The organism is Pseudomonas sp. ACN5, assembly GCF_002303975.1.
Taxonomy (GTDB): domain Bacteria; phylum Pseudomonadota; class Gammaproteobacteria; order Pseudomonadales; family Pseudomonadaceae; genus Aquipseudomonas; species Aquipseudomonas laurylsulfatiphila.
On sequence record NZ_MRCP01000020.1, the window covers coordinates 76,879 to 96,492 of the forward strand.

Below are 19,614 nucleotides of genomic sequence, written 5' to 3' on the forward strand. Positions count from 1 at the left end.
GTTCCACCAATGGAATGGAAGGGCTTGAGCAAAAGTGTCAACGCCGAAGAAATAAAAGGCTATCACGCGCGCAGGGGGAGAATGATGACGAATTTGCCGGGTAAGCCGGATTGACGCCTGAGACAGGAAGCTGATAGGTCACGCCGCTGCGGCCTGTTGCCGCTGGTTGAGCAGCGGCACGGCGCGCACCGAGTCGCCGGGCTGCAGCTGCAAACGCTTGGCGGTCAGGCGATCGACCACCAGGCTGTTGCCCGCCAGGCGGGCCGGGACGCAGGTAATGCGGCAGTTTTCCAGGCGCCGATTGTGAATCAGCCAGAGCAAATCGTTAGCGTCCGGCGAGCCGATGGCCAGTTGCAGCGGTCGGCTGTCGCACACGGTGCGGATACCGGAAACCGGGGCCTCGATGACCGGTCCGCCGTCGAAGATATCGATATGGCCCTTGTGGGCAAAACCTTCGGCACTGAGGATTTTCAGGGCCGGCTCGGTGTTCGGGTGGGCCTTGCCGATCACCGCCTGGGCCTGTTCGGTGAGCAGGCAGGTGTACAGCGGTTGGCGTGGCATGAGTTCGGCGATGAACGATTTGTTGCCCAGCCCGGACAGGTGATCGGCATGGCTGAAATCCATCTTGAAAAAATGCCGGCCGAGGCTGTCCCAGAACGGTGAGCCACCTTGTTCGTCGGTACTGCCGCGTAATTCGGCGATCAGCCGGTTGCCGAACAGCTGCGTAAACTCGGCCACGAACAACAAACGCCCGAGCGAAAGCAAACGGCCGTTGCTTCCCTGGCGCTGATCGGGGCGCAGGTACAACGAACAGACTTCCGATTGCCCGGTCAATTCGTTGCTCAGGAACAGGGTCGGGATCTGGCGCTGGATACCCAGGTCCGCGCAAGCACTGACCGTCAGCCCGACCCGGTAGTTGTACCAGGGCTCGCGCAGGCCGATTCCACCCTTCAGGGCGCTGACGCCCACCACTTGCTGCTCGTCGTCCTCGAGCACGAACAGGTAATCGGCATCGGCCCGATCGACCTGTCCGGCGAAGGTGCGTTGGGCCCAGCGAATCCTGTAGGCCAGGCGTTCTTCGTCGGCCGGCAGGCTGGTGAGTCCGGGGCTGGCCTGACGCACCAGCGTAAACAAGGCGGGCAGGTCGGTGATCTGGACCGGGCGGACAATCATGCGGCTATTCCTTGTTCTTGGGGCGGGCGATGACCCAGGCGGGCACTCACAGGGCGATCAGCCTGACCGGGCTGCCTTCGGTGACCCTCAACGCCGTGCACATGGCCGCATCCAGCGTGACGGGTTGCCCGGCGATGTAATCAAGATCGGCGACGATGGCCCGATAATCCGTCAAGGACTCGTTGCTCACCAGAAAGCTGCCCCGGGCATCGTTCACCGGGCCAGGCTGCGTGAGGCCGCACTGGCTGTGGGCGATGGACCGAATGCCCGCGGTGCGCGCATAGAGCGTCGGGCCGCCATCGAACAGATCGATGTAGCTGTTGGTTTCGAAGCCTTCACGCTCGAGGATATCGAAGGCCTCCTGGCCATCGGGGTGGATGCTGCCGATGCAGTCTTGTGCCGCTTTAGGCAGCATGGGCACGTAAATCGGATACTGCGGCATCAGTTCGGCAAGAAAGGTGCGGCTCTGCAGGCCGCAAAGCCGTTCGGCCTCGACGTAGGGCAGGTCGAAGAAATGCTTGCCCACGGCATCCCAGAATGGCGAGTGCCCTTCATCACTGCTGTAGCCGACGATTTCGGTGATCACCGTTGCGGAAAACCGCCCAGGATGGGCCGCGATGAACAACAGGCGCGCCCGCGACAGCAGTTCGGAATGGGCGGTGCGTACCCGTGCGGCATCGATATGGAAGCCGCGCAGCAAGGTGTGGCCACTGAGGTCGTGACACAACGACAAGGCCGGTACACCGTGCTCGATGTTCAGTTCCCGCGAGGCGCTGGTGAAGTGCCGGTTGCGCAGGCTGTAGAACGGCTCGCCGTACCCCGCCGTGGCGAGAATTTCCGAGCAGCCGACCAGGTGCTGCGTCGTCGGGTCTTCGAGGACAAAGAAATAATTTTCCGGGCCATGACCCTCGACGTCTTTCTCGAACGAGGCGCAGGAATCGAGAATTTTTTCGCGCAACCGTTCGCTATCGTCAGGCAGGGATGTGACGCCCACCAGGCTTTCACGAGCCAGCTTCTGCAACCTTGGCAGGTCGGCCAACTCGACTGGACGCAAGACCAGCATGGAGATACTCCTGTATCAAACGATCCGGCGGTTTGAGCCGAACCTGACTATCACTGTCGGTTTTTCCACACATTTATTCGGTGGACATCTGATCGTTGTCAGGCGCCACTCTTTTTCTTGTCAGATGCTTGCCGGGGTTGCCTGCATTAAACGAGGAACGGACGTTTCGGCCGCTGGCGTTGCCGGGCCTGGCACATTGATCGGGTATTGGAGAAAGGGCATCCGGGCTCCTGCTGGATGAGCGTGGCACATGTTTTAACAGTCCGTTGAAAAGAGTATTTAATTATCGCGTGCTGCCTGTCTAGTTAATTTTCGCGTGGTCCGGCCGTGCCCGAAAATGGGGCGAAGTGCCTGTAGCAAGGGGCTACGCCGATGTCGCAAAGTCTTGTAGGCAATTGCCTTTGTTGCAGTCAGCGATAACAGAAAGTCTGCCGGGAAATGCCTGACGGAGTCCGTTTCAAACAGGAAAATTAAACGCCCCCAAGGCCAGCTCGCTTGCGGCACAATTGCGCGATGGCGCTCCCCCTGACGCCGTTGTTCCTTTCCATCCCTGGAGTGATTGCCGGTGCAGGCGACCCGTTTAACCCTGATTTGTCACGCTCGAACCGTCGCACAGAAACGGGCGCGTTTTCCATTGGACGAACCTCTGGAGATGGATTGGCAAGCGCTCAGGCTTTCCCGTTGCAATCAGTTCAAGGGCGTTCCACGTCTTGTCTGCGGTCCGGAACTGCGCACCCGGCAAACCGCTGAACTGTTCGGCAGCGCGGCGCAGATTGTCGATGCATTGAAAGATTGCGACTTCGGGCGTTGGCGGGGTGAGCGCATCGGCGCTCTGCAAAAAAACGACCCCGGGGCGCTCGAGCATTGGCTGGAAGATCCGGCTTCGGCACCCCACGGTGGCGAGTCGCTGGTGCAATTGGGCGAACGGGTGGGGGCGTGGTTGACCGCATTGCAGTCGACACCCGGACACATCGTTGCCATTACCCATCCCTTTGTCATTCGCGCCGCACTGACGCAGGTGTTGCAGAGTGCGGCGTCCAACATGATCGACGTCGAACCCCTGTCGGCGGTGGAACTGAGGTTCCATGGCCGCTGGCGGTTGCGCTTGCCGGGCACCGACCCCGAGGACCTGCTGTGATGAAAAGACTCCTGGTCATCGGCATCGGCGCCGGCAATCCCGACTACCTCACGATGCAAGCGGTGAAGGCGCTGAATCAGGTCGATGTTTTTTTCCTCATGGACAAGGGTGAGAGCAAAGACAAGCTCATCGACTTGCGGCGCGCAATCTGCGAACGCTACATCACCGACCACGCTTACCGTTTTGTCCAGGCCCACAGCCCCGAGCGCGAGCGCGGTGAGGTGGACTACAGGAGCAGTGTCGACGACTTGAACCTGGCCAAACAGCAGACCTTCGAACGCCTGATCAATGAAGAACTGTCCGACGACCAATGTGGTGGTTTCCTGGTGTGGGGCGACCCTGCACTGTACGACAGCACAATCCGTATCCTTCAGGCGATCCAGGCCTCGGGCGCCTGTGGATTCGAGTTCGAGGTGATCCCCGGCATTACCAGCGTCCAGGCCCTGGCGGCACAGCACAAGGTGGCGCTCAACCAGATTGGCTGCTCCGTTGAAATCACCACGGGCCGGCGGTTGGCGGCAGGGCAGGTGAGCGATGCCGACAGCCTGGTGGTGATGCTCGATGCCCAGGATGCCTACCATCAGGTGGCGGACCGGGACACCGAGATTTACTGGGGGGCCTATCTGGGGACGCCGGATGAAATCCTGATCAGCGGCAAGCTCAGGGATGTGGCGGATGAAATCGAACGGGTGCGCAAGGCGGCGCGGCTGGCCAATGGCTGGATCATGGATACCTATCTGTTGCGCAAGCCTTGATCAGTCGGTGACCGGGCTGACGCCTTCGCGGGCAAGTCGGATCGCCGCACCGCCGCTCCCACAGGTTTTGTGTTGTTCACACCATCCATGTGGGAGCGGGCTTGCTCGCGAAGGGGCCCTTGAGAACACCTCAAAAACCAGCACTGCCCCCACGCCCAAACCGCTCCCGATACACCGAAGGCGGCACGCCAACCACGGTGCGAAAGGCCACCCGGAAGCTTTCCACCGAGCGATAACCGCAACGTTCGGCAATCTGCTCGGTGTTCTGGTCGCTGCTTTCCAGCAGTTCGCGGGCGCGGCCCAGACGTTGCTGCTGCAACCAGGTTTTCGGTGACTGGCCGCTGGCTTCGGTGAAGCGACGCAGGAAGGTGCGTTCGCTCATGGCGGCTTCGCTGGCCAGGTCGCGCACTTCCAGCGGTTCGTGCAAGCGCTCACGTGCCCACTGCATGACGCGGGAAAGATCGCTGCGCGGTGTAGGACTGACCGGCGTCGGAATGAATTGCGCCTGGCCGCCGCTGCGTTGCGGCGACATGACCAGGCGCCGGGCCACGGAATTGGCCACTTGCGTGCCGAAATCCCGGGCCACCAGATGCAGGCAGGCATCGATGCCGGCCGCGCTGCCAGCAGAGGTGATCAATTGGCCGGAATCGACATACAGCACGTCCGGGTCCACCCGGATGCCGGGAAACCGCTCGGCCAGTTCCGAGGTGTAGCGCCAGTGCGTGGTCGCACCGTGCCCGTCGAGCAATCCGGTGGCGGCGAGGACGAACACCCCGGAGCAGATCGACAGTAACCGTGCGCCCCGCGCATGGGCCTGGCGCAGGGCGTCGATCAACTCTGCGGGGACCGTGGCGCTGCGGTCGCGCCAGCCGGGAATGATGATGGTGCGGGCGTCGGCGAGCAATTCCATGCCGCCGTCGGCCAGAACCTGGATGCCGCCCATGGCACGCATCGGGCCTTGATCGACGGCGACGATACGATGTTCGTACCACGGGAAATCGAACTCGGGGCGTGGCAGGCCGAAGATCTCCACGGCGATGCCGAACTCGAATGTGCAGAGGCCGTCGTAGGCCAGAATCGCGACCATGGCCGGGTTGGGATGCATTTGGCGGAAAATTCCCGATCGGTGTCTTGTGCGCCACTGTAGCCGCAAGTGCCGGGCGGATAAAGTCTTCCCACACCCACCGCCTCTTTGGAGTACAGCCCATGACCAGTCTGGTTCGCGAAATTCCCGCCGCCCCATCGGCCATCGCCCTGATGCATTTCAGCAACCGTCTGACGTTCGAAACCGATTGTTCCGACGTCTACGGCAGCCAGCAGGCTGGCGAAATCGATTTCATTCTGGTGGATGTGCGTGGCCCGCTGGCGTTCGAGCGCGGGCATGTACCGGGAGCGATCAACATTCCCGCGCGCTTGTTGACCGCCGAAGGTTTGGCCGGTTATCCGAAAAACACGTTGTTCGTGGTCTATTGCGCCGGGCCTCACTGCAACGGCGCCAACAAGGCCGCGGTGAAGCTGGCGGCCTTGGGTTATCCGGTCAAGGAGATGATCGGCGGCGTGACCGGGTGGCTGGATGAGGGGTTTGAGTTGAGTGTCACGGAGCCGCGGCTGGCCCGTGAAGTGATCGGTTGCGAATGCTGACCTTCAAACACTGTTGATCTTTGTGGCGAGGGAGCTTGCTCCCGCTGGGTCGCGTAGCGACCCCAAAAACTGCGTCTGCTGCGCAGCCGAGCGGGAGCAAGCTCCCTCGCCACAGGAATGTGCTTTGATATGGATCAGTGTTCGTTAGCGGCCGCCCACCACTCATCGAGTGTCGCCTCCAGCCACACGGCCATCGCTGCGTAATCCGCACCGTCCTGCACCCCCCGTGGCAATGGCGACTCCTCACCAAAATGCGCATTGAGCACGGCCACCGACCCGGCGTTCCACTCCGGATGAAACTGCAACCCCAGCCGCGCCGGCCCGGCGCGGTACATCTGCTGCACACAGTGCGCGCTGCTGGCCAACAACTGCGCGCCAGGCGGCAGGTCGATGGCGTCTTCGTGCCACTCGAGTACCTTCAGCGCTTGCCCATCGATAAAGCTCACCGTGGTCCATCCGGTTTCGCTCCGGTCCATGCGCCGTACATGGCCGCCCAGACTCAACGCCAGCAACTGAGCCCCCAGGCAGATGGCGAACACGGCCCCGCCCAGATCCAGACTGCCTTTGAGCCATTGCCGTTCGGCCGCAAGCCAGGCCGGGCCGGCATTGGATTCATAAGGCCCGCCCAGCAGGATCACCGGATCGGCGCTGACGGGCGGCAATTGCCCCAGGTCGGCGCGAAACACCTTCAGCGTCAGCCCTCGGGACTCGGCCCAAAAGGCGATGGCACCCGGGCCTTCGGCAGGATGGTGCTGGATCAGGTTCAACGTGGGCATCGGGCTACTCTCGATGGGACGCAAGGGCGCCCAATGTGCCGTAAAACATCCGGTATCGCCAGCCGGCCCGTTGCCTCGGATGGCGCCGAAAAGCCTGTAGGTCTGGTCTGAAAATGCGATTTGTCCGACAGACGTTGCGCCGTCATGGCGAATCCACCGCAATGACTCGATCCCGGCGCCACTTTTTTATAAATATTTGTCGCCTTGGCGTAATTTACCCTCCTGTAGCCGCTCTAGACTGCCGGCCACTTCGGTTCCGCTCACAAAGCAAGGACCGAACGCTGCCAATCGAAGCTGCCAATAAAAGCCTCCGCACACAGGAGTTATAAATGAAGAAGCTAGTGATGTTCGGTGCCCTGGCACTGTCGATGTTGTCCCTGACCGCCGTGGCTGACGACGCCAAGCCGATCCGCATCGGCATCGAAGCCGGCTACCCGCCATTTTCGATGAAAACCCCTGACGGCAAACTCACCGGTTTCGACGTGGACATCGGCGATGCCTTGTGCGAGCAGATGAAGGCCAAGTGCACCTGGGTCGAGCAAGAGTTCGACGGCCTGATCCCTGCGCTGAAGGTCAAGAAAATCGACGCGATCCTGTCGTCCATGACCATCACTGACGACCGCAAGAAGAACGTCGATTTCACCATCAAGTACTACCACACCCCGGCGCGCTTCGTGATGAAGGAAGGCAGCGACGTCAAGGATCCGCTGACCGAACTCAAGGGCAAGAAAGTCGGTGTTCTGCGTGCCAGTACCCACGACCGCTTCGCCACTGAAGTGCTGCAACCGGCGGGGATTGTCCTGGTGCGCTACGGCTCCCAGCAGGAAGCCAACCTGGACATGGTCTCCGGTCGCATCGACGCGCTGCTGGCCGACTCGGTCAACCTAGACGACGGTTTCCTGAAAACAGACGCCGGTAAAGGTTTTGCCTTCGTCGGCCCTGAGTACAACGATCCGAAGTACTTCGGTGGCGGCGCCGGCATTGCCGTGCGCAAGGGCGATACCGCCCTGGCCGAGCAGTTCAACAAAGCCATCACCGAGATCCGCGCCAACGGCAAGTACAAGCAAGTGCAGGACAAGTACTTCAAGTTTGACGTTTACGGCGAGTAATCCAGCCGTTTGGAAAAGTGGCAACCGTCAGACGCGGTTGCCATTTTTTTTGTGCAATCCTTTTCAGCACAAAGATCCCTGTGGGAGCGGGCTTGCTCGCGAAGGCGTCGTGTCAGGCAGCATGGATGTTGAATGTATCGACGCCTTCGCGAGCAAGCCCGCTCCCACAGGTGATTTCGCCGTTCAATATTCGGAGTTCCCATGCAACGCATCGACCACAAACTGCCCTGGAGCCACCTGGGCACTGAGCGCACCCTCAGCGTATTTCGTTATGGCGCGGGGCCGCGCAAGGTGTACATCCAGGCCAGCCTGCATGCCGACGAATTGCCGGGCATGCGCACGGCCTGGGAGTTGAAGAAACGCCTGACCGAACTTGAGCAACAGGGACAGTTGAACGGTGTGATCGAACTGGTGCCGGTGGCCAATCCCATTGGCCTCGACCAGCACCTGCAAGGCAGCCACATGGGGCGTTTCGAGCTGGGCAGCGGCAGGAACTTCAACCGCTCGTTCGTCGAACTCAGCGCGCCGGTGGCCGAGCGGGTCGGTGATCGCCTCGGCAGCGATGCCCAGGCCAATATCGCGTTGATTCGCCAGACCATGGGCCAGGTGCTCGACGACTTGCCGGCAGCGACATCACAGTTGGAAGCCATGCACCGCCTGTTGCTGCGCCATGCCTGCGACGCCGACATCACCCTCGACCTGCATTGCGATTTCGACGCTGCGATTCACATCTACGCGTTGCCGCAGCACTGGCCACAATGGCGATCCTTGGCGGCGCGCTTGCAGGCTGGCGTGGCGCTGTTGTGTGAGGACTCCGGCGGCAGCTCGTTCGACGAATCCTGTTCTTCGCCCTGGTTGCGCTTGGCCCGGGCGTTCCCGGCGGCGGCGATTCCGCCGGCCAACCTGGCGACCACGCTGGAGCTGGGCAGCATGGGGGACACCCGGGTCGACCAGGCCCAGGCCAATTGCGAGGCCATTCTCGGCTTTCTCGCCGAACAGGGTTTCATCTGCGGCACCTGGCCGGCGGCACCGGCCGACTGCTGTGAAGGCATGCCGTTCGAAGGCACCCAATACCTGTTCGCACCGCATCACGGCGTGGTCAGTTTCCTGCGTGAAGCCGGGGAATGGGTAGAGAAGGGCGATGCGCTGTTCGAGGTGGTCGACCCGTTGAACGACAAGGTCACCACCGTGCAGGCCGGCACCAGTGGCGTGCTGTTCGCCATCGATCGTGGGCGCTACACCCAGCCAGGCACCTGGCAGGCGAAAGTCGCCGGGCGTGAGCCGATTCGGGTGGGGAAGCTGATCAACGACTGAGCCGGGAATTTTCTTTGTCTGTACTGGCCTCTTCGCGGGCAAGCCCGCTCCCACAGGTTTTGTGAACGCCACAGGTCCAGTGTGGGAGCGGGCTTGCTCGCGAAGGCGGCATCAGCCACACCCGAGATGTTCCTGCCTACTGCACAGTGTTAGGCTCTTGCGCGAATCCTGCATTCCGTGAAGGAAGACCCATGTTGAAGATTCTCGCGCTGCTCACGCTGTTGGCATCCACTGCCGTCCACGCCCAAACCCCGCTGCAAACCGACCTGCCACTCAAGTACCTGGCGCAGGCCACCACCGATTCGAACCCTCAGCCCCTGGTGATTTTCCTTCACGGTTACGGCAGTAACGAACAGGACCTGTTCGACATCAAGGACGACTTGCCCGCGTCCTACACCTACCTGTCGGTGCGGGCACCTTTGGTGATGGAGGCGGGCAGTTATCAGTGGTTCCGCAAGAAGGGCGAAGGGGCCTACAACGGCGAGACCGATGATCTGAAGACCAGCGGACAGGTGTTGCTGGATTTCGTCACACAGGCCGCGAAGAAATATCACACCGAGCCCGAGAAGGTGTTCCTGATCGGTTTCAGCCAGGGCGCGATCATGTCTTACGAAGTGGGCTTGCGGCACCCCGAAGCGCTCGGCGGGATCGCGGCGCTGAGCGGGCGGATTCTGCCGGTGCTCAAGGCCGAACTCAAACCGGATGAAAAGCGCCAGTCGCTGGCGATTTTCATTGGTCATGGCGAGCAGGACAAACGTCTTCCCTACAGCGACGGCACTGAAGCCAACAGCCTGTTGCAGAGCGTGTCACTCGAACCCGAGTTTCACGGCTACCCCGGTGTTGGCCACAGCATCAGCGCCGAAGAGATCCAGGACTTGAGCGCCTGGTTGCAGCGTCTTAACCCCTGAGCCTTATTTTCCGCTGACGATCTGTTTGATCAGGGTTTCATGGGCCGCCATGTCGCCAGGGCGGGAAATCACCTGGATCACCGCCATGCGGGTGCCGGAGGCGGCCATCAGCGTGGTGGTGAGGGTCATGCCACCGCCTTGCGTGGCCGTGCCGTCGATCTGGCGCAGGCCCAGCCCGGATTTTTGGGTCAGGGTTTTCTCGCTGAGCTTGTTGTAGTCGGGCAGGGACTGGTGTTGCGCCGCATCGAAGTCGGCCACGGTGCCGTCGAGGAACCCGCCGTCGTTGTCCTTGACGCTGATACCGTTGGGCAGGGTGTTTTCAGCGGCAATCACCACGGTCTTGGTGGTTTCATTGCTGTACAGGGTGCCGCTGGCACCGTCCGGGCTGGCGGGCAGCGGGTTGGCGATGAAACCCTTGGGCAGGTTGAAGGTGAACTTGCTGCCGAGCATCGAGACTTTCTGCGCTGGCGTATCGCTGGAAGTGGCCTTGGCGGCCTGCGCATTCAAAGCCCCCAGGCCGGTAGCGGCTGCCAGCAGCAGGACAAGGGCTTTTTTACTCAACAAAGACATCGGAATCTCCAGGGATGTGCGCGCGGTGGGGCGCGATCATCCCACGGAGGTTGTGCTGCATTCCAGCGTGCTCTACCGAGCGGTCACTTGCGGTGAGGTCGCTTTCCTGTGGCATTCTTTCCGACGTACCTCATCGAACGTGTTTCGGTGCTTTGACGGTTCCTCCAGCGCCCGTCGTCGGGCCAACCGGCCGCGCCAGCAGACGCTTTGTCACCCCCAGCATGGCCACCGACACCGCGACGCCCAGGACAAAAGCGTTCATTCCCATCGTCGGCAGGGTCAGCGCCAACACCAGGCAGAAGGCGGCGAACGAGTACATGCCGGTGGCGGTGGCGCGCAGCAACGCGGCGGTAAAGGCCGGGCCACGGGTTTGCTGGGAGAACACCGCCATCACGCTGCCCAATACCGGGAACACCGCCAGCAAACCGCTCCAGCGGTCGCCGACGGTGCTGGCCAGCAGCGTCACGACCAAGGTGAGCAATGCACCGGCCACCATGCGCAGCACAAGCTTGTCGGATTTCGGCCCCGGGCCACTGAGCACCGGTTGCACGGCGGGGAACAGATAAGGCGCGGCGAGCAGCGCGGTCGCGGCGGCGCACAGCGAAAACGCCAGGGACCCCGGGATCAGCGACAGGACAACCGCCACCAGCGCCCAGACCGACAGCGAGATCAGCAACGCCAATGGCCATCCGGCCCGTTGTGCGACCTGGGCGTAGGTCACGCAAAACGCAATCATCGCGAACATGGCTGACAGCGCCGCCGTGGCCGACTGCGCAGCGAACGCCTGGCCTTGCTCAAGGGTAAGGAACAGCAGGATCGGTCCGACTACCACCGGCAATCCCGACAGCCAACCGGCCACGCTCGGTCCCCAGCGTTTGCCAGCCAGGGAAATCAGCAGCAGGAAGCCTGGGATTACCAGCAGTTTGAGGATCAACACGCGCATGTCTCCGACCTGTGTGAGGTGGCAACGGTAACATTACATCGGCTGGATTGCTTTAACTGTATGCTGATTTTGTATACATAAAGCCCTTTGGAATTTGTACGAAAGGATTTTTTGCGCCTGCGTTTCCTGGGCATCTGCGAGGAGGCCAGCCTGCCATGCGTGATGTGAAAGAACTGCAGTTCGCCCGGGCATTTTTTGCCATCTGGCTCGATCCGCGCACCAGAAATCAGTGGGGCGGACAGTGGGTTGATTCTGCAGTTCTTGGGGTGACTCCTCGGGCCTCTTCGCGAGCAAGCCCGCTCCCACAATTGTCCAGACGAGCGCGGTCCACTGTGGGAGCGGGCTTGCTCGCGAAGAACGATGACGCGGTCCAACTGAAAAAACGCAGGCAAAAAAGAACCCGGTGCGACTTGCATCGCACCGGGTGTTTGTCCAGACAGCGACGGATCTTCGTGGGTCCCCGCGCCGTCTGTTGAACGCTTTAAGCCCGTTCGAGCGCCAGTGCCACGCCTTGACCGCCACCGATGCACAGGGTGGCGAGGCCTTTTTTGGCATCACGCTTGAGCATTTCATGCAGCAAGGTCACCAGCACGCGGCAACCCGAAGCACCGATCGGGTGGCCCAGGGCGATGGCGCCGCCGTTGACGTTGACCTTGTTCAAGTCCCATTCCAGGTCCTTGGCCACCGCCAAAGATTGCGCGGCGAAGGCTTCGTTGGCTTCGATCAGGTCCAACTGGTCGATGTTCCAGCCGGCCTTGTCCAGGCAACGACGGGTGGCCGACACCGGGCCGATGCCCATGATCGCCGGGTCAACGCCTGCGTTGGCGTAGGCCGCGATTGTTGCCAGTACCGGCAGGCCCAGGGCCTTGGCCTTGTCGGCGCTCATCAGGATCACGGCGGCGGCACCGTCGTTCAGCGACGAAGCGTTGCCGGCGCTCACCGAACCGTCCTTCTTGAAGGCCGGCTTGAGTTTGCCCAGGGATTCGGCGGTGGTGCCGGCCCGTGGCTGCTCGTCGGTGGCGAAGGACAGCGGATCGCCCTTGCGCTGCGGGATCAGGATCGGGGTGATTTCATCGACGAAGCGCCCGGCTTCGATGGCGGCTACGGCTTTCTGTTGCGAGGCGGCGGCGAACGCGTCCTGCTGCTCGCGAGTCAGGCTGTACTTCTCGGCCAGGTTCTCGGCGGTGATACCCATGTGGTAGTCGTTGAACGCGTCCCACAGGCCATCGCTGATCATGGTGTCGACGATCTGCGCGTGGCCCATGCGCAGGCCGGTGCGCGCGCCGGGCATGACGTAGTTGGCCAGGCTCATGTTTTCCTGGCCGCCGGCGATGATCACCTCGGCATCACCGCAGCGAATCGCCTGGGCGCCCAGGTGCAGGGCCTTGAGGCCCGAACCGCAGACCTTGTTCAGGGTCATGGCCGGTACGGCGAAGGGCAGGCCGGCCTTGATCGCGGCCTGGCGCGCAGGGTTCTGCCCGGCGCCGGCGGTCAGCACCTGACCCATGATCACTTCATCGACTTCGGCCGGGTCCAGGCCGGTTTGCGCCATCAACTGGCGGATCACCGCAGCGCCCAGGTCAACGGCAGAAACATTGGCCAGGGAACCCTGGAAACTGCCGATCGCGGTGCGCGTGGCGGCAACAATGACGACTTCTTGCATGGAATGATTCCTCACTGGGCAGCGAACTGCATTTCCGGAACGTGGTCCGGGACGATCAGTTTACCAGCGGTCTTGGCGACGATTTCCTCGACACTGACGCCAGGTGCGCGTTCCTTGAGGACAAATGCGCCATTTTCGATTTCCAGGTAGGCGAGGTCGGTCAGCACGCGCTTGATGCAACCGGCGCCGGTCAGCGGCAGGCTGCATTGCGACAGGAGCTTGGACTCACCGTCCTTGGACGCGTGGGTCATGATGACGATGATGTTGTCTGCGCCGGCCACCAGGTCCATCGCGCCGCCCATGCCCTTGACCAGCTTGCCGGGGATCATCCACGAGGCGATGTTGCCTTGCACGTCCACTTCGAAGGCACCGAGCACGGTCAGGTCGACATGACCACCGCGGATCATCGCGAAGGACTCGGCCGAGGAAAAGATCGAGGCGCCGATGCGCGCGGTCACCGTTTGTTTGCCGGCGTTGATCATGTCGGCATCGATGGTTTCTTCAGTCGGGAACGGACCCATGCCCAGCAGGCCGTTTTCCGACTGCAGCATGACTTCCATGCCTTCAGGGATGTAGTTGGCGACCAGGGTCGGAATGCCGATGCCCAGGTTCACGTAGAAGCCGTCCTGCATTTCGCGGGCGACGCGTTGAGCCATTTGTTCGCGGGAAAGTGCCATTGTCGTTATTCCTTCATTCGGTCCGGGGGCAGGGGATCACTTACGCACGGTGCGCTGTTCGATGCGCTTCTCGAACGTGCCGCAGATGATCCGGTCGACGTAGATGCCTGGGGTGTGGATCTGCGCCGGGTCCAGCTCGCCGGGTTCGACGATTTCTTCGACTTCGACCACGGTGATCTTGCCGGCAGTGGCGGCCAGCGGGTTGAAGTTCTGGGCGGTGTGGCGATAGATCACGTTACCGAAATGGTCGGCTTTCCAGCCTTTGACGATGGCGAAGTCGCCGGTGATGGACTCTTCCATCAGGTACTTGCGGCCATGGAATTCACGCACTTCCTTGCCTTCGGCAACCGGAGTGCCCACGCCGGTGGCGGTGAAGAACGCCGGAATGCCGGCGCCGCCCGCGCGCATTTTCTCGGCGAGCGTGCCTTGCGGGGTCAGGATGACTTCGATTTCGCCCTTGAGCAGCTGCTCTTCGAACAGCTTGTTTTCGCCGACGTAGGACGCCACCACTTTGCTGATCTGGCGGTCGGTCAGCAGTACGCCGAGGCCGAAACCGTCGACGCCGCAGTTGTTGGAGACCACGGTGAGGTCGCGTGTGCCCTTGCGCTTGATCTCGGCGATCAGGTTTTCCGGGATGCCGCACAGGCCGAAGCCGCCAGCGATCACGGTCATGCCGTCTTCAAGACCTGCCAACGCTTGCTCGTAGGAACTCACGCGCTTGTCGAAACCTGCCATATGCACCTCTTTTATTCTTTGTGGGCGGCTGGCTAGCCGAATGGGATGGAGTGTCTCGCCGAAGCATTCATTTGTTAAGTTGATTTTTACGGTTAATTAATAGATAAAACTCAACAAACCGCTGCTTTCTTGCAGCTCCAGGCTTGTAGCTTACAACTGGAAGCGAAGCGAACATGACCATTAAGCAGATCCGCGCCTTTCTCGCCGTGGCCCAGAGCCTGAGCTTTGCCGTGGCCTGTGAACGCCTGCACCTGTCGCAATCGGCCCTGAGCCTGACCATCAAGGCGCTGGAAGAGGGCCTCGGCGGACGTCTGTTCACCCGCAACACGCGCAACGTGGCGCTCACCGCCGAAGGCGAAGCCCTGGTGCCGCTGGCGCGCCGGCTGATCGCCGACTGGGACAATGTCGAGGACGAACTGCGTCAACGCTTCACCCTGCAGCGCGGTCGCGTGACCCTGGCAGCCATGCCATCGTTCGCTGGCAACCTGCTGCCGCCGATCCTCAAGACCTTCCGCGCCCGCTACCCGAACGTCAACGTGACGGTCAATGACGTGATCAACGAGCAGGTGCTGGAAATGGTCCGTGACCGCCAGGTTGAACTGGGGGTGGCGTTCGAGCCGACCCAGAGTTCGCCGCTGCAATTCACGCCGTTGTACATCGATCGATTCGTGGCGGTAGTGCCCCTGGATTCAGCGCTGGCCGAACTCGATGACATCGATTGGCGGACCCTGCTCAAGGAGCCGTTCATTACCTTGCAGCGACCTTCCACCGTGCGGGTGATGCTTGAAGAGCACCTGCAGGCCCGCGGCATGAAGCTGTCGGTGGAGTTTGAAAGCCATCAACTGGCGACGGTCGGGCGCATGGTCGCCAGCGGCCTGGGCGTGAGCGCGGTGCCGGCCTTGTGTGCCGGGCAGATGCGTGAGCTGGGCGCGCGCTGCATTACCTTGCGCGATCCGGTGGTGGAGCGGGCGCTTGGCGTGTTGACGTTGCCCGGGGGGGAGCTGTCGGCGGCGGCGCAGGCGTTGTTTGATGTACTGAAGGAGGAAAAATTTGGGGAAAAGCTTCTCTGACATGAGCGCCGGCCCCTGTGGGGGGCGAGCTTGCTCGCGAAGGCGGAGTGTCAGCTACATCAATGTGGTTTGACCCACCGCTTTCGCGAGCAAGCCCGCTCCCACAGGGTGTTGTGTTGATCAGGAAGTCAGGCGTTGGGCCAATAGGGGCAACAGATGCTCGCACGCCCCCTCGATCTTCATATCCAGAATGTCATCCGCCCGGGTCTTGCCCAGGTTGATCGCGATCAACGGCTTGCCCTGATCCACCACCGCCCGGCACAAGCGAAACGCCGAATAGGCCATCAACGAAGACCCGATCACCAACAACCCGGCCGCCTGTTCAACGGCCGCCATCGCCTTGGCCGCCGTGGCTTGCGCGACGTTTTCACCAAAAAACACCACATCCGGCTTCATCCGTTCCCCGGCGCAATGCGGGCAATGCGGGACCTGGAAACGGGCCTCGAAGGCCGCGTCGAGCAGGGTGTCGCCGTCCGGCGCCTGCACCGCGTCGACGCCGGCCAGGTAGGGGTTGCGGGTTTCCATCAAGCGCTGGATCGAGTCGCGCTCGCAAAGCCTGCCGCAATCGAGGCACAACACCCGGTGCAAACTGCCGTGGAGTTCGATCACGTCATGGCTGCCGGCCTGGTCATGCAGGGTGTCGACGTTCTGGGTGATCAACCCGCTGATCTGTCGCGTACCCTGCAGCCGGGCCAGGGTGTCGTGGGCCACGTTCGGCTGCGCCAGGCGCACCCGTGGCCAGCCGAGCATCGCCCGCGCCCAATAGCGGCGCCGGGACTCCGGGGCGGAGAGAAACTCCTGGTACATCATCGGCTGCCGGCCCCGTCGCACGCCCTGGTTGTTACGATAATCGGGGATGCCCGACGGTGTGCTGATGCCGGCACCGGTCAGCACTGCAAACGGCGCGTCGGCCATGCGTTGATGGAGGCGGTGGAGTTGTTCGTGGATCAGGCTGTCGAGCATGCTGGAAAACCTGTAGGAGCGAGCCTGCTCGCGATGGTCGTCAACGATAACACTGTAAGCCTGACACCCCGCGGCGTGCTCGCGCTTTTCGCGAGCAAGCTCGCTCCTACAGAGGGGGTGGCGGGGGTTATTTACGTGCCTCCAGAATCAGGTTGAACGGCGTCTCCGTAGCCCGACGGAAACTCGAGAACCCGGCCTCGGTGAACACCTTGCGCAACCGCGCTTCACCGGCCTGGGCACCCAGCCCGAGGCCGACTTCCTGGGACAGCGAGTTCGGTGTGCATATGAAGGTCGAGGCGGCGTAGAACAGGCGTCCGACCGGGTTGAGGTTGTCGTCGAGCAAGTCATTGGCGTAGGGCTCGACCAGCAGCACCGTGCCGTCCTCCTTCAACGATTCATAGGCATGTCTGGCCGCGCCCACCGGGTCGCCCATGTCGTGCAGGCAGTCGAAGTAGCAGACCAGGTCATAGTCGTTGCCGGGGTAGCTTTTGGCCGTGCCCTGGAAGAATTTGGCCCGGCCGGACACACCGCCTTCTTCGGCCCGTTGGGTGGCGACGGTAATGGAGGGCGCGTGGTAGTCGAAGCCGACGAAGCGCGAATCGGGAAATGCCTGGGCCATGATCACCGTCGAGGCGCCGTGACCGCAGCCGATATCCGCCACTTTGGCCCCGGCTTCCAGTTTGGCCACCACGCCGTTGAGGGCCGGCAACCATTCGGCGATCAAATGGGCTTTGTAGCCGGGGCGGAAGAAACGCTCGGTGCCGCTGAACATGCACGGATGGTGCTCGCCCCAGGGTAGGGCGCCGTTACCGCGCATGGCGTTGACCAGCTTGTCCTTGTCGTGGAAAAACGACGCGACCACGCCTATGCCCCCGGCGATGTAGACCGGAGAGTCTTCGATGGCCAGGGCCAGGGCTTGCTCTTCGGGCAGGCGGAACTGGCCGTCGCGGTGTTCCATGTAGCCGGAGGCGGCGTGGGCGCTGAGCCATTCGCGTAGCAGCCGGGTGTTGCAGCCGGTTTTCTCGGCAAGGGTTTCGGGGGTGATGGGTTGGCTGTCGGCCATCGCCCGGTACAGGCCGAGCTCTTCGCCGAGGATGACGTTGGCGAGCATCGCCGCGCCGCCCATGTCATTCACCAGTTTGCCCATGAAATCGTTGAGTCTGGCCTCGTCCATCACGTGTGCTCCTTTGGCAGGATCACGGTCCAGAGGCATCGTTTGGCGAGGCATGCGCCGCTGGGCGGTGGTCGTGGAAATGTGCAGGGCACCAAGCGGGTCCTGTGTGCATTAAGTCTAGTCCGGGGCGTGTGTACTGCTGTCTGGAGCGACGAAAGTCCTCATGATTGACACTAAACCCCTGTGGGAGCGGGCTTGCTCGCGAAAGCGGTGGCTCGGCCAACATCGCTTCTGAATGTGCCGGCCTCTTCGCGGGCAAGCCCGTTCCCACAGGATCAGCGGAGCCCGCAAGGATCGTGTGTATCCCACTGTATCCAGACCCCTTCTTGACACAGTGACCTCTTATTCCGCCCCCAGCCGAACACAGTCCCGATACACCCCTTCGATTAACTGTGCCTCATGGCGGGCACCTGCCCGCGCCCTTGGACACAGGCGAGATCGATACCATGCAGACATCCATTCCCCCCGTAGCCAAGGCCAGCGCCGGGCTTGGCCTGCGTCGCGGTTTACTCAAAGACCTGCAAGCGGCCCCGGCCGGTCATTTCGATTTTCTGGAGCTCGCGCCGGAAAACTGGATCGGCATCGGCGGCGCCCATGGCGCGGCGCTGCGGGCACTGGCCGAGCGTTATCCGTTGTCCTGTCACGGGCTGTCCCTGTCCCTGGGCGGGCCGTCGCCGCTGGACGTCGGCTTTTTGCAGGAAGTCCGGGGTTTTCTCGATCACTACCACGTGCCGCTGTACAGCGAGCATTTGAGCTATTGCAGCGATGACGGTCACCTGTACGACCTGTTGCCGCTGCCGTTCACCGAAGAAGCGGTGCACCACGTCGCCGCGCGTATCCGCCAGGCCCAGGACATCCTCGGTCGGCGCCTGGCGGTGGAAAACGTCTCTTACTACGCCGCCCCCCAACAGGACATGGACGAGGTGACGTTCACCAATGCGGTGTTGCGCGAGGCTGACTGCGACCTGTTGCTGGACGTCAACAACGTCTACGTCAACTCGATCAACCACGGTTTCGATCCCCAGGCGTTTCTCGCCGGTATCGATGCGGGACGGGTGGTGGCCATGCATATCGCCGGGCATTTCGATGAGTCCGATACCTTGAAAATCGATACCCATGGCGCTTCGGTGAAACCGGCGGTGTGGTCGTTGCTGGCCCAGGCCTACGCCCGGTTCGGTGCGCAGCCGACCTTGCTGGAGCGCGATTTCAATTTTCCGGCATTCGCCGAACTGGTGGCGGAACTGCAGACCATTCGCCACCTGCAACAGGAGGGGATGAACCGTGGATAAGTCGAGCCTTGTGCAGCAACAAACCACCCTGGGCCTGTACCTGCGCGACCCTGGACACAACGCGCCACCCACCGAAATGGACCCGGCGCGGGCACAGGTTTACCGCGATCTGGTGTTCGCCAACCTGTCTTCATTGCTCAGTGGCACCTTTCCGGTCCTGGTGAAGATTCTGGGCGATGAACACTGGCGTTCGCTGGTGCGGATTTTTCTGCGGGACTACCGCGCCCGAACACCGAAATTCGGTGAGATCGCCCAGGAGTTTGTCGAGTTTCTTGCCAGTGAACCGCTGGCGTTGGCCGATGGTTCGTGGCCGCCGTTCATGGTGGAGCTGGCGCATTACGAGTGGGTGGAAATGGCGCTGCAACAGTCCGACGCCGAGCCTGTGGCTGCCGGTGATGCGGCGTTGCTGCTGGATCGGCCCTTGCAGGTGTCGCCGCTGGCCTGGCCGTTGGCGTATGCCTGGCCGGTGCAACGGGTGGGGCCGGATTACCAGCCGGACGTTTTACCGGCTCAGCCGACGTTGTTGCTGGTGCGTCGCGCCGAGGACTGGGGTGTGAAGTTTTCCGAATTGAGTCCGTTGGCGTGGCGGTTGTTGCTGCTTGTTGGCGAGTATCCCGGGTTGACCGGGCTTGAGCTGTTGCAGGGGTTGGCGG

Annotated in this window: 20 protein-coding genes; 9 read left to right on the forward strand and 11 right to left on the reverse strand. The window is 62.1% G+C overall.

Going from position 1 to position 19,614, the window contains the following annotated elements:
• Positions 1 to 138: 138 nt before the first annotated feature.
• Both astA and BSF40_RS27870 read right to left on the reverse strand, forming a co-directional pair.
• On the reverse strand, positions 139 to 1,173 hold the full coding sequence (astA, locus tag BSF40_RS27865) for an arginine N-succinyltransferase (protein WP_095967724.1): 1,035 nt from the start codon (positions 1,171 to 1,173) through the stop codon (positions 139 to 141).
• A 46-nt stretch (positions 1,174 to 1,219) separates the two neighbouring features.
• Positions 1,220 to 2,236, reverse strand: a complete 1,017-nt coding sequence (locus BSF40_RS27870) for an arginine N-succinyltransferase (protein ID WP_095967725.1) — start codon at positions 2,234 to 2,236, stop codon at positions 1,220 to 1,222.
• 565 nt (positions 2,237 to 2,801) lie between these two features.
• Between BSF40_RS27870 and BSF40_RS27875 the strand changes: the two genes are divergently transcribed.
• Together BSF40_RS27875 and cobF are read left to right on the forward strand one after the other, a co-directional pair.
• Positions 2,802 to 3,374: a histidine phosphatase family protein gene (locus tag BSF40_RS27875; protein ID WP_095967726.1), complete on the forward strand. Its 573-nt coding sequence runs from the start codon at positions 2,802 to 2,804 to the stop codon at positions 3,372 to 3,374.
• Complete coding sequence (cobF, locus tag BSF40_RS27880; RefSeq protein ID WP_095967727.1) at positions 3,374 to 4,129, forward strand: precorrin-6A synthase (deacetylating); 756 nt, start codon at positions 3,374 to 3,376, stop codon at positions 4,127 to 4,129. The genes BSF40_RS27875 and cobF overlap by 1 nt, the downstream gene beginning before the upstream one ends.
• 130 nt (positions 4,130 to 4,259) lie before the next feature.
• Here cobF and ftrA read toward each other — a convergent pair whose 3' ends face one another.
• Positions 4,260 to 5,234, reverse strand: coding sequence for a transcriptional regulator FtrA (ftrA, locus tag BSF40_RS27885; protein WP_095967728.1), 975 nt, complete (start codon positions 5,232 to 5,234; stop codon positions 4,260 to 4,262).
• Between the two features lie 101 nt (positions 5,235 to 5,335).
• Here ftrA and BSF40_RS27890 point away from each other — a divergent pair, with 101 nt between their 5' ends.
• Positions 5,336 to 5,770 (forward strand): rhodanese-like domain-containing protein, encoded by a 435-nt coding sequence (locus BSF40_RS27890; protein ID WP_095967729.1) that lies wholly within the window; start codon positions 5,336 to 5,338, stop codon positions 5,768 to 5,770.
• Positions 5,771 to 5,904: 134 nt separating this feature from the next.
• On the opposite strand, the gene BSF40_RS27900 is transcribed toward BSF40_RS27890, so the two are convergent.
• Positions 5,905 to 6,546 (reverse strand): type 1 glutamine amidotransferase, encoded by a 642-nt coding sequence (locus tag BSF40_RS27900; RefSeq protein ID WP_095967731.1) that lies wholly within the window; start codon positions 6,544 to 6,546, stop codon positions 5,905 to 5,907.
• 329 nt (positions 6,547 to 6,875) lie between these two features.
• On the opposite strand from BSF40_RS27900, the gene BSF40_RS27905 reads away from it, so the two are divergent.
• The 3 genes from BSF40_RS27905 to BSF40_RS27915 all read left to right on the forward strand — a co-directional run bounded on the left by BSF40_RS27905 (position 6,876) and on the right by BSF40_RS27915 (position 9,877).
• Positions 6,876 to 7,655 (forward strand): ABC transporter substrate-binding protein, encoded by a 780-nt coding sequence (locus BSF40_RS27905; RefSeq protein WP_095967732.1) that lies wholly within the window; start codon positions 6,876 to 6,878, stop codon positions 7,653 to 7,655.
• Between the two features lie 201 nt (positions 7,656 to 7,856).
• Complete coding sequence (locus BSF40_RS27910) at positions 7,857 to 8,969, forward strand: succinylglutamate desuccinylase/aspartoacylase family protein (RefSeq protein ID WP_095967733.1); 1,113 nt, start codon at positions 7,857 to 7,859, stop codon at positions 8,967 to 8,969.
• A 191-nt stretch (positions 8,970 to 9,160) separates the two neighbouring features.
• Positions 9,161 to 9,877, forward strand: coding sequence for an alpha/beta hydrolase (locus BSF40_RS27915; protein WP_095967734.1), 717 nt, complete (start codon positions 9,161 to 9,163; stop codon positions 9,875 to 9,877).
• Between the two features lie 3 nt (positions 9,878 to 9,880).
• Here BSF40_RS27915 and BSF40_RS27920 read toward each other — a convergent pair whose 3' ends face one another.
• The 5 genes from BSF40_RS27920 to BSF40_RS27940 form a co-directional block, all read right to left on the reverse strand.
• Positions 9,881 to 10,447, reverse strand: coding sequence for a hypothetical protein (locus BSF40_RS27920; RefSeq protein WP_095967735.1), 567 nt, complete (start codon positions 10,445 to 10,447; stop codon positions 9,881 to 9,883).
• A gap of 130 nt (positions 10,448 to 10,577) precedes the next feature.
• A complete protein-coding gene (locus BSF40_RS27925; RefSeq protein WP_095967748.1) occupies positions 10,578 to 11,384 on the reverse strand; it encodes a hypothetical protein in 807 nt (268 codons plus the stop codon).
• Between the two features lie 487 nt (positions 11,385 to 11,871).
• Positions 11,872 to 13,053: an acetyl-CoA C-acetyltransferase gene (locus tag BSF40_RS27930; protein WP_095967736.1), complete on the reverse strand. Its 1,182-nt coding sequence runs from the start codon at positions 13,051 to 13,053 to the stop codon at positions 11,872 to 11,874.
• 11 nt (positions 13,054 to 13,064) lie between these two features.
• Positions 13,065 to 13,730, reverse strand: coding sequence for a CoA transferase subunit B (locus tag BSF40_RS27935; protein ID WP_007975748.1), 666 nt, complete (start codon positions 13,728 to 13,730; stop codon positions 13,065 to 13,067).
• A 36-nt stretch (positions 13,731 to 13,766) separates the two neighbouring features.
• The gene (locus tag BSF40_RS27940) at positions 13,767 to 14,465 is read right to left on the reverse strand and encodes a CoA transferase subunit A (protein WP_015094554.1); all 699 of its coding nucleotides are present in this window, start codon (positions 14,463 to 14,465) and stop codon (positions 13,767 to 13,769) included.
• 173 nt (positions 14,466 to 14,638) lie between these two features.
• Between BSF40_RS27940 and BSF40_RS27945 the strand changes: the two genes are divergently transcribed.
• Positions 14,639 to 15,535 carry a LysR family transcriptional regulator gene (locus BSF40_RS27945; protein WP_095967737.1) on the forward strand — a complete coding sequence of 299 codons (897 nt, stop codon included), beginning with the start codon at positions 14,639 to 14,641 and terminating at the stop codon, positions 15,533 to 15,535.
• Positions 15,536 to 15,655: 120 nt separating this feature from the next.
• Here the strand turns inward: BSF40_RS27945 and BSF40_RS27950 are convergent, their stop codons facing one another.
• Positions 15,656 to 16,498: an NAD-dependent protein deacetylase gene (locus BSF40_RS27950; RefSeq protein ID WP_095967738.1), complete on the reverse strand. Its 843-nt coding sequence runs from the start codon at positions 16,496 to 16,498 to the stop codon at positions 15,656 to 15,658.
• Positions 16,499 to 16,625: 127 nt separating this feature from the next.
• On the reverse strand, positions 16,626 to 17,672 hold the full coding sequence (locus BSF40_RS27960; protein WP_095967740.1) for a class I SAM-dependent methyltransferase: 1,047 nt from the start codon (positions 17,670 to 17,672) through the stop codon (positions 16,626 to 16,628).
• 446 nt (positions 17,673 to 18,118) lie between these two features.
• Here BSF40_RS27960 and BSF40_RS27965 point away from each other — a divergent pair, with 446 nt between their 5' ends.
• Together BSF40_RS27965 and BSF40_RS27970 are read left to right on the forward strand one after the other, a co-directional pair.
• On the forward strand, positions 18,119 to 18,961 hold the full coding sequence (locus BSF40_RS27965) for a DUF692 domain-containing protein (RefSeq protein ID WP_095967741.1): 843 nt from the start codon (positions 18,119 to 18,121) through the stop codon (positions 18,959 to 18,961).
• A partial coding sequence (locus BSF40_RS27970; RefSeq protein WP_095967742.1) for a DUF2063 domain-containing protein occupies positions 18,954 to 19,614 on the forward strand: 661 nt, incomplete at its 3' end. The genes BSF40_RS27965 and BSF40_RS27970, both read left to right, overlap by 8 nt.

Excerpts from the sequence above, each read along its gene's own strand:
- BSF40_RS27940 (WP_015094554.1), bottom strand. The coding sequence starts at position 14,465 with ATGGCAGGTTTCGACAAGCGCGTGAGTTCCTACGAGCAAGCGTTGGCA.
- BSF40_RS27905 (WP_095967732.1), top strand. The coding sequence starts at position 6,876 with ATGAAGAAGCTAGTGATGTTCGGTGCCCTGGCACTGTCGATGTTGTCC.
- BSF40_RS27900 (WP_095967731.1), bottom strand. The coding sequence starts at position 6,546 with ATGCCCACGTTGAACCTGATCCAGCACCATCCTGCCGAAGGCCCGGGT.
- BSF40_RS27890 (WP_095967729.1), top strand. The coding sequence starts at position 5,336 with ATGACCAGTCTGGTTCGCGAAATTCCCGCCGCCCCATCGGCCATCGCC.
- BSF40_RS27935 (WP_007975748.1), bottom strand. The coding sequence starts at position 13,730 with ATGGCACTTTCCCGCGAACAAATGGCTCAACGCGTCGCCCGCGAAATG.
- ftrA (WP_095967728.1), bottom strand. The coding sequence starts at position 5,234 with ATGCATCCCAACCCGGCCATGGTCGCGATTCTGGCCTACGACGGCCTC.
- BSF40_RS27910 (WP_095967733.1), top strand. The coding sequence starts at position 7,857 with ATGCAACGCATCGACCACAAACTGCCCTGGAGCCACCTGGGCACTGAG.
- BSF40_RS27965 (WP_095967741.1), top strand. The coding sequence starts at position 18,119 with ATGCAGACATCCATTCCCCCCGTAGCCAAGGCCAGCGCCGGGCTTGGC.
- BSF40_RS27960 (WP_095967740.1), bottom strand. The coding sequence starts at position 17,672 with ATGGACGAGGCCAGACTCAACGATTTCATGGGCAAACTGGTGAATGAC.
- BSF40_RS27915 (WP_095967734.1), top strand. The coding sequence starts at position 9,161 with ATGTTGAAGATTCTCGCGCTGCTCACGCTGTTGGCATCCACTGCCGTC.
- BSF40_RS27930 (WP_095967736.1), bottom strand. The coding sequence starts at position 13,053 with ATGCAAGAAGTCGTCATTGTTGCCGCCACGCGCACCGCGATCGGCAGT.
- astA (WP_095967724.1), bottom strand. The coding sequence starts at position 1,173 with ATGATTGTCCGCCCGGTCCAGATCACCGACCTGCCCGCCTTGTTTACG.
- cobF (WP_095967727.1), top strand. The coding sequence starts at position 3,374 with ATGAAAAGACTCCTGGTCATCGGCATCGGCGCCGGCAATCCCGACTAC.
- BSF40_RS27920 (WP_095967735.1), bottom strand. The coding sequence starts at position 10,447 with ATGTCTTTGTTGAGTAAAAAAGCCCTTGTCCTGCTGCTGGCAGCCGCT.
- BSF40_RS27950 (WP_095967738.1), bottom strand. The coding sequence starts at position 16,498 with ATGCTCGACAGCCTGATCCACGAACAACTCCACCGCCTCCATCAACGC.
- BSF40_RS27945 (WP_095967737.1), top strand. The coding sequence starts at position 14,639 with ATGACCATTAAGCAGATCCGCGCCTTTCTCGCCGTGGCCCAGAGCCTG.
- BSF40_RS27870 (WP_095967725.1), bottom strand. The coding sequence starts at position 2,236 with ATGCTGGTCTTGCGTCCAGTCGAGTTGGCCGACCTGCCAAGGTTGCAG.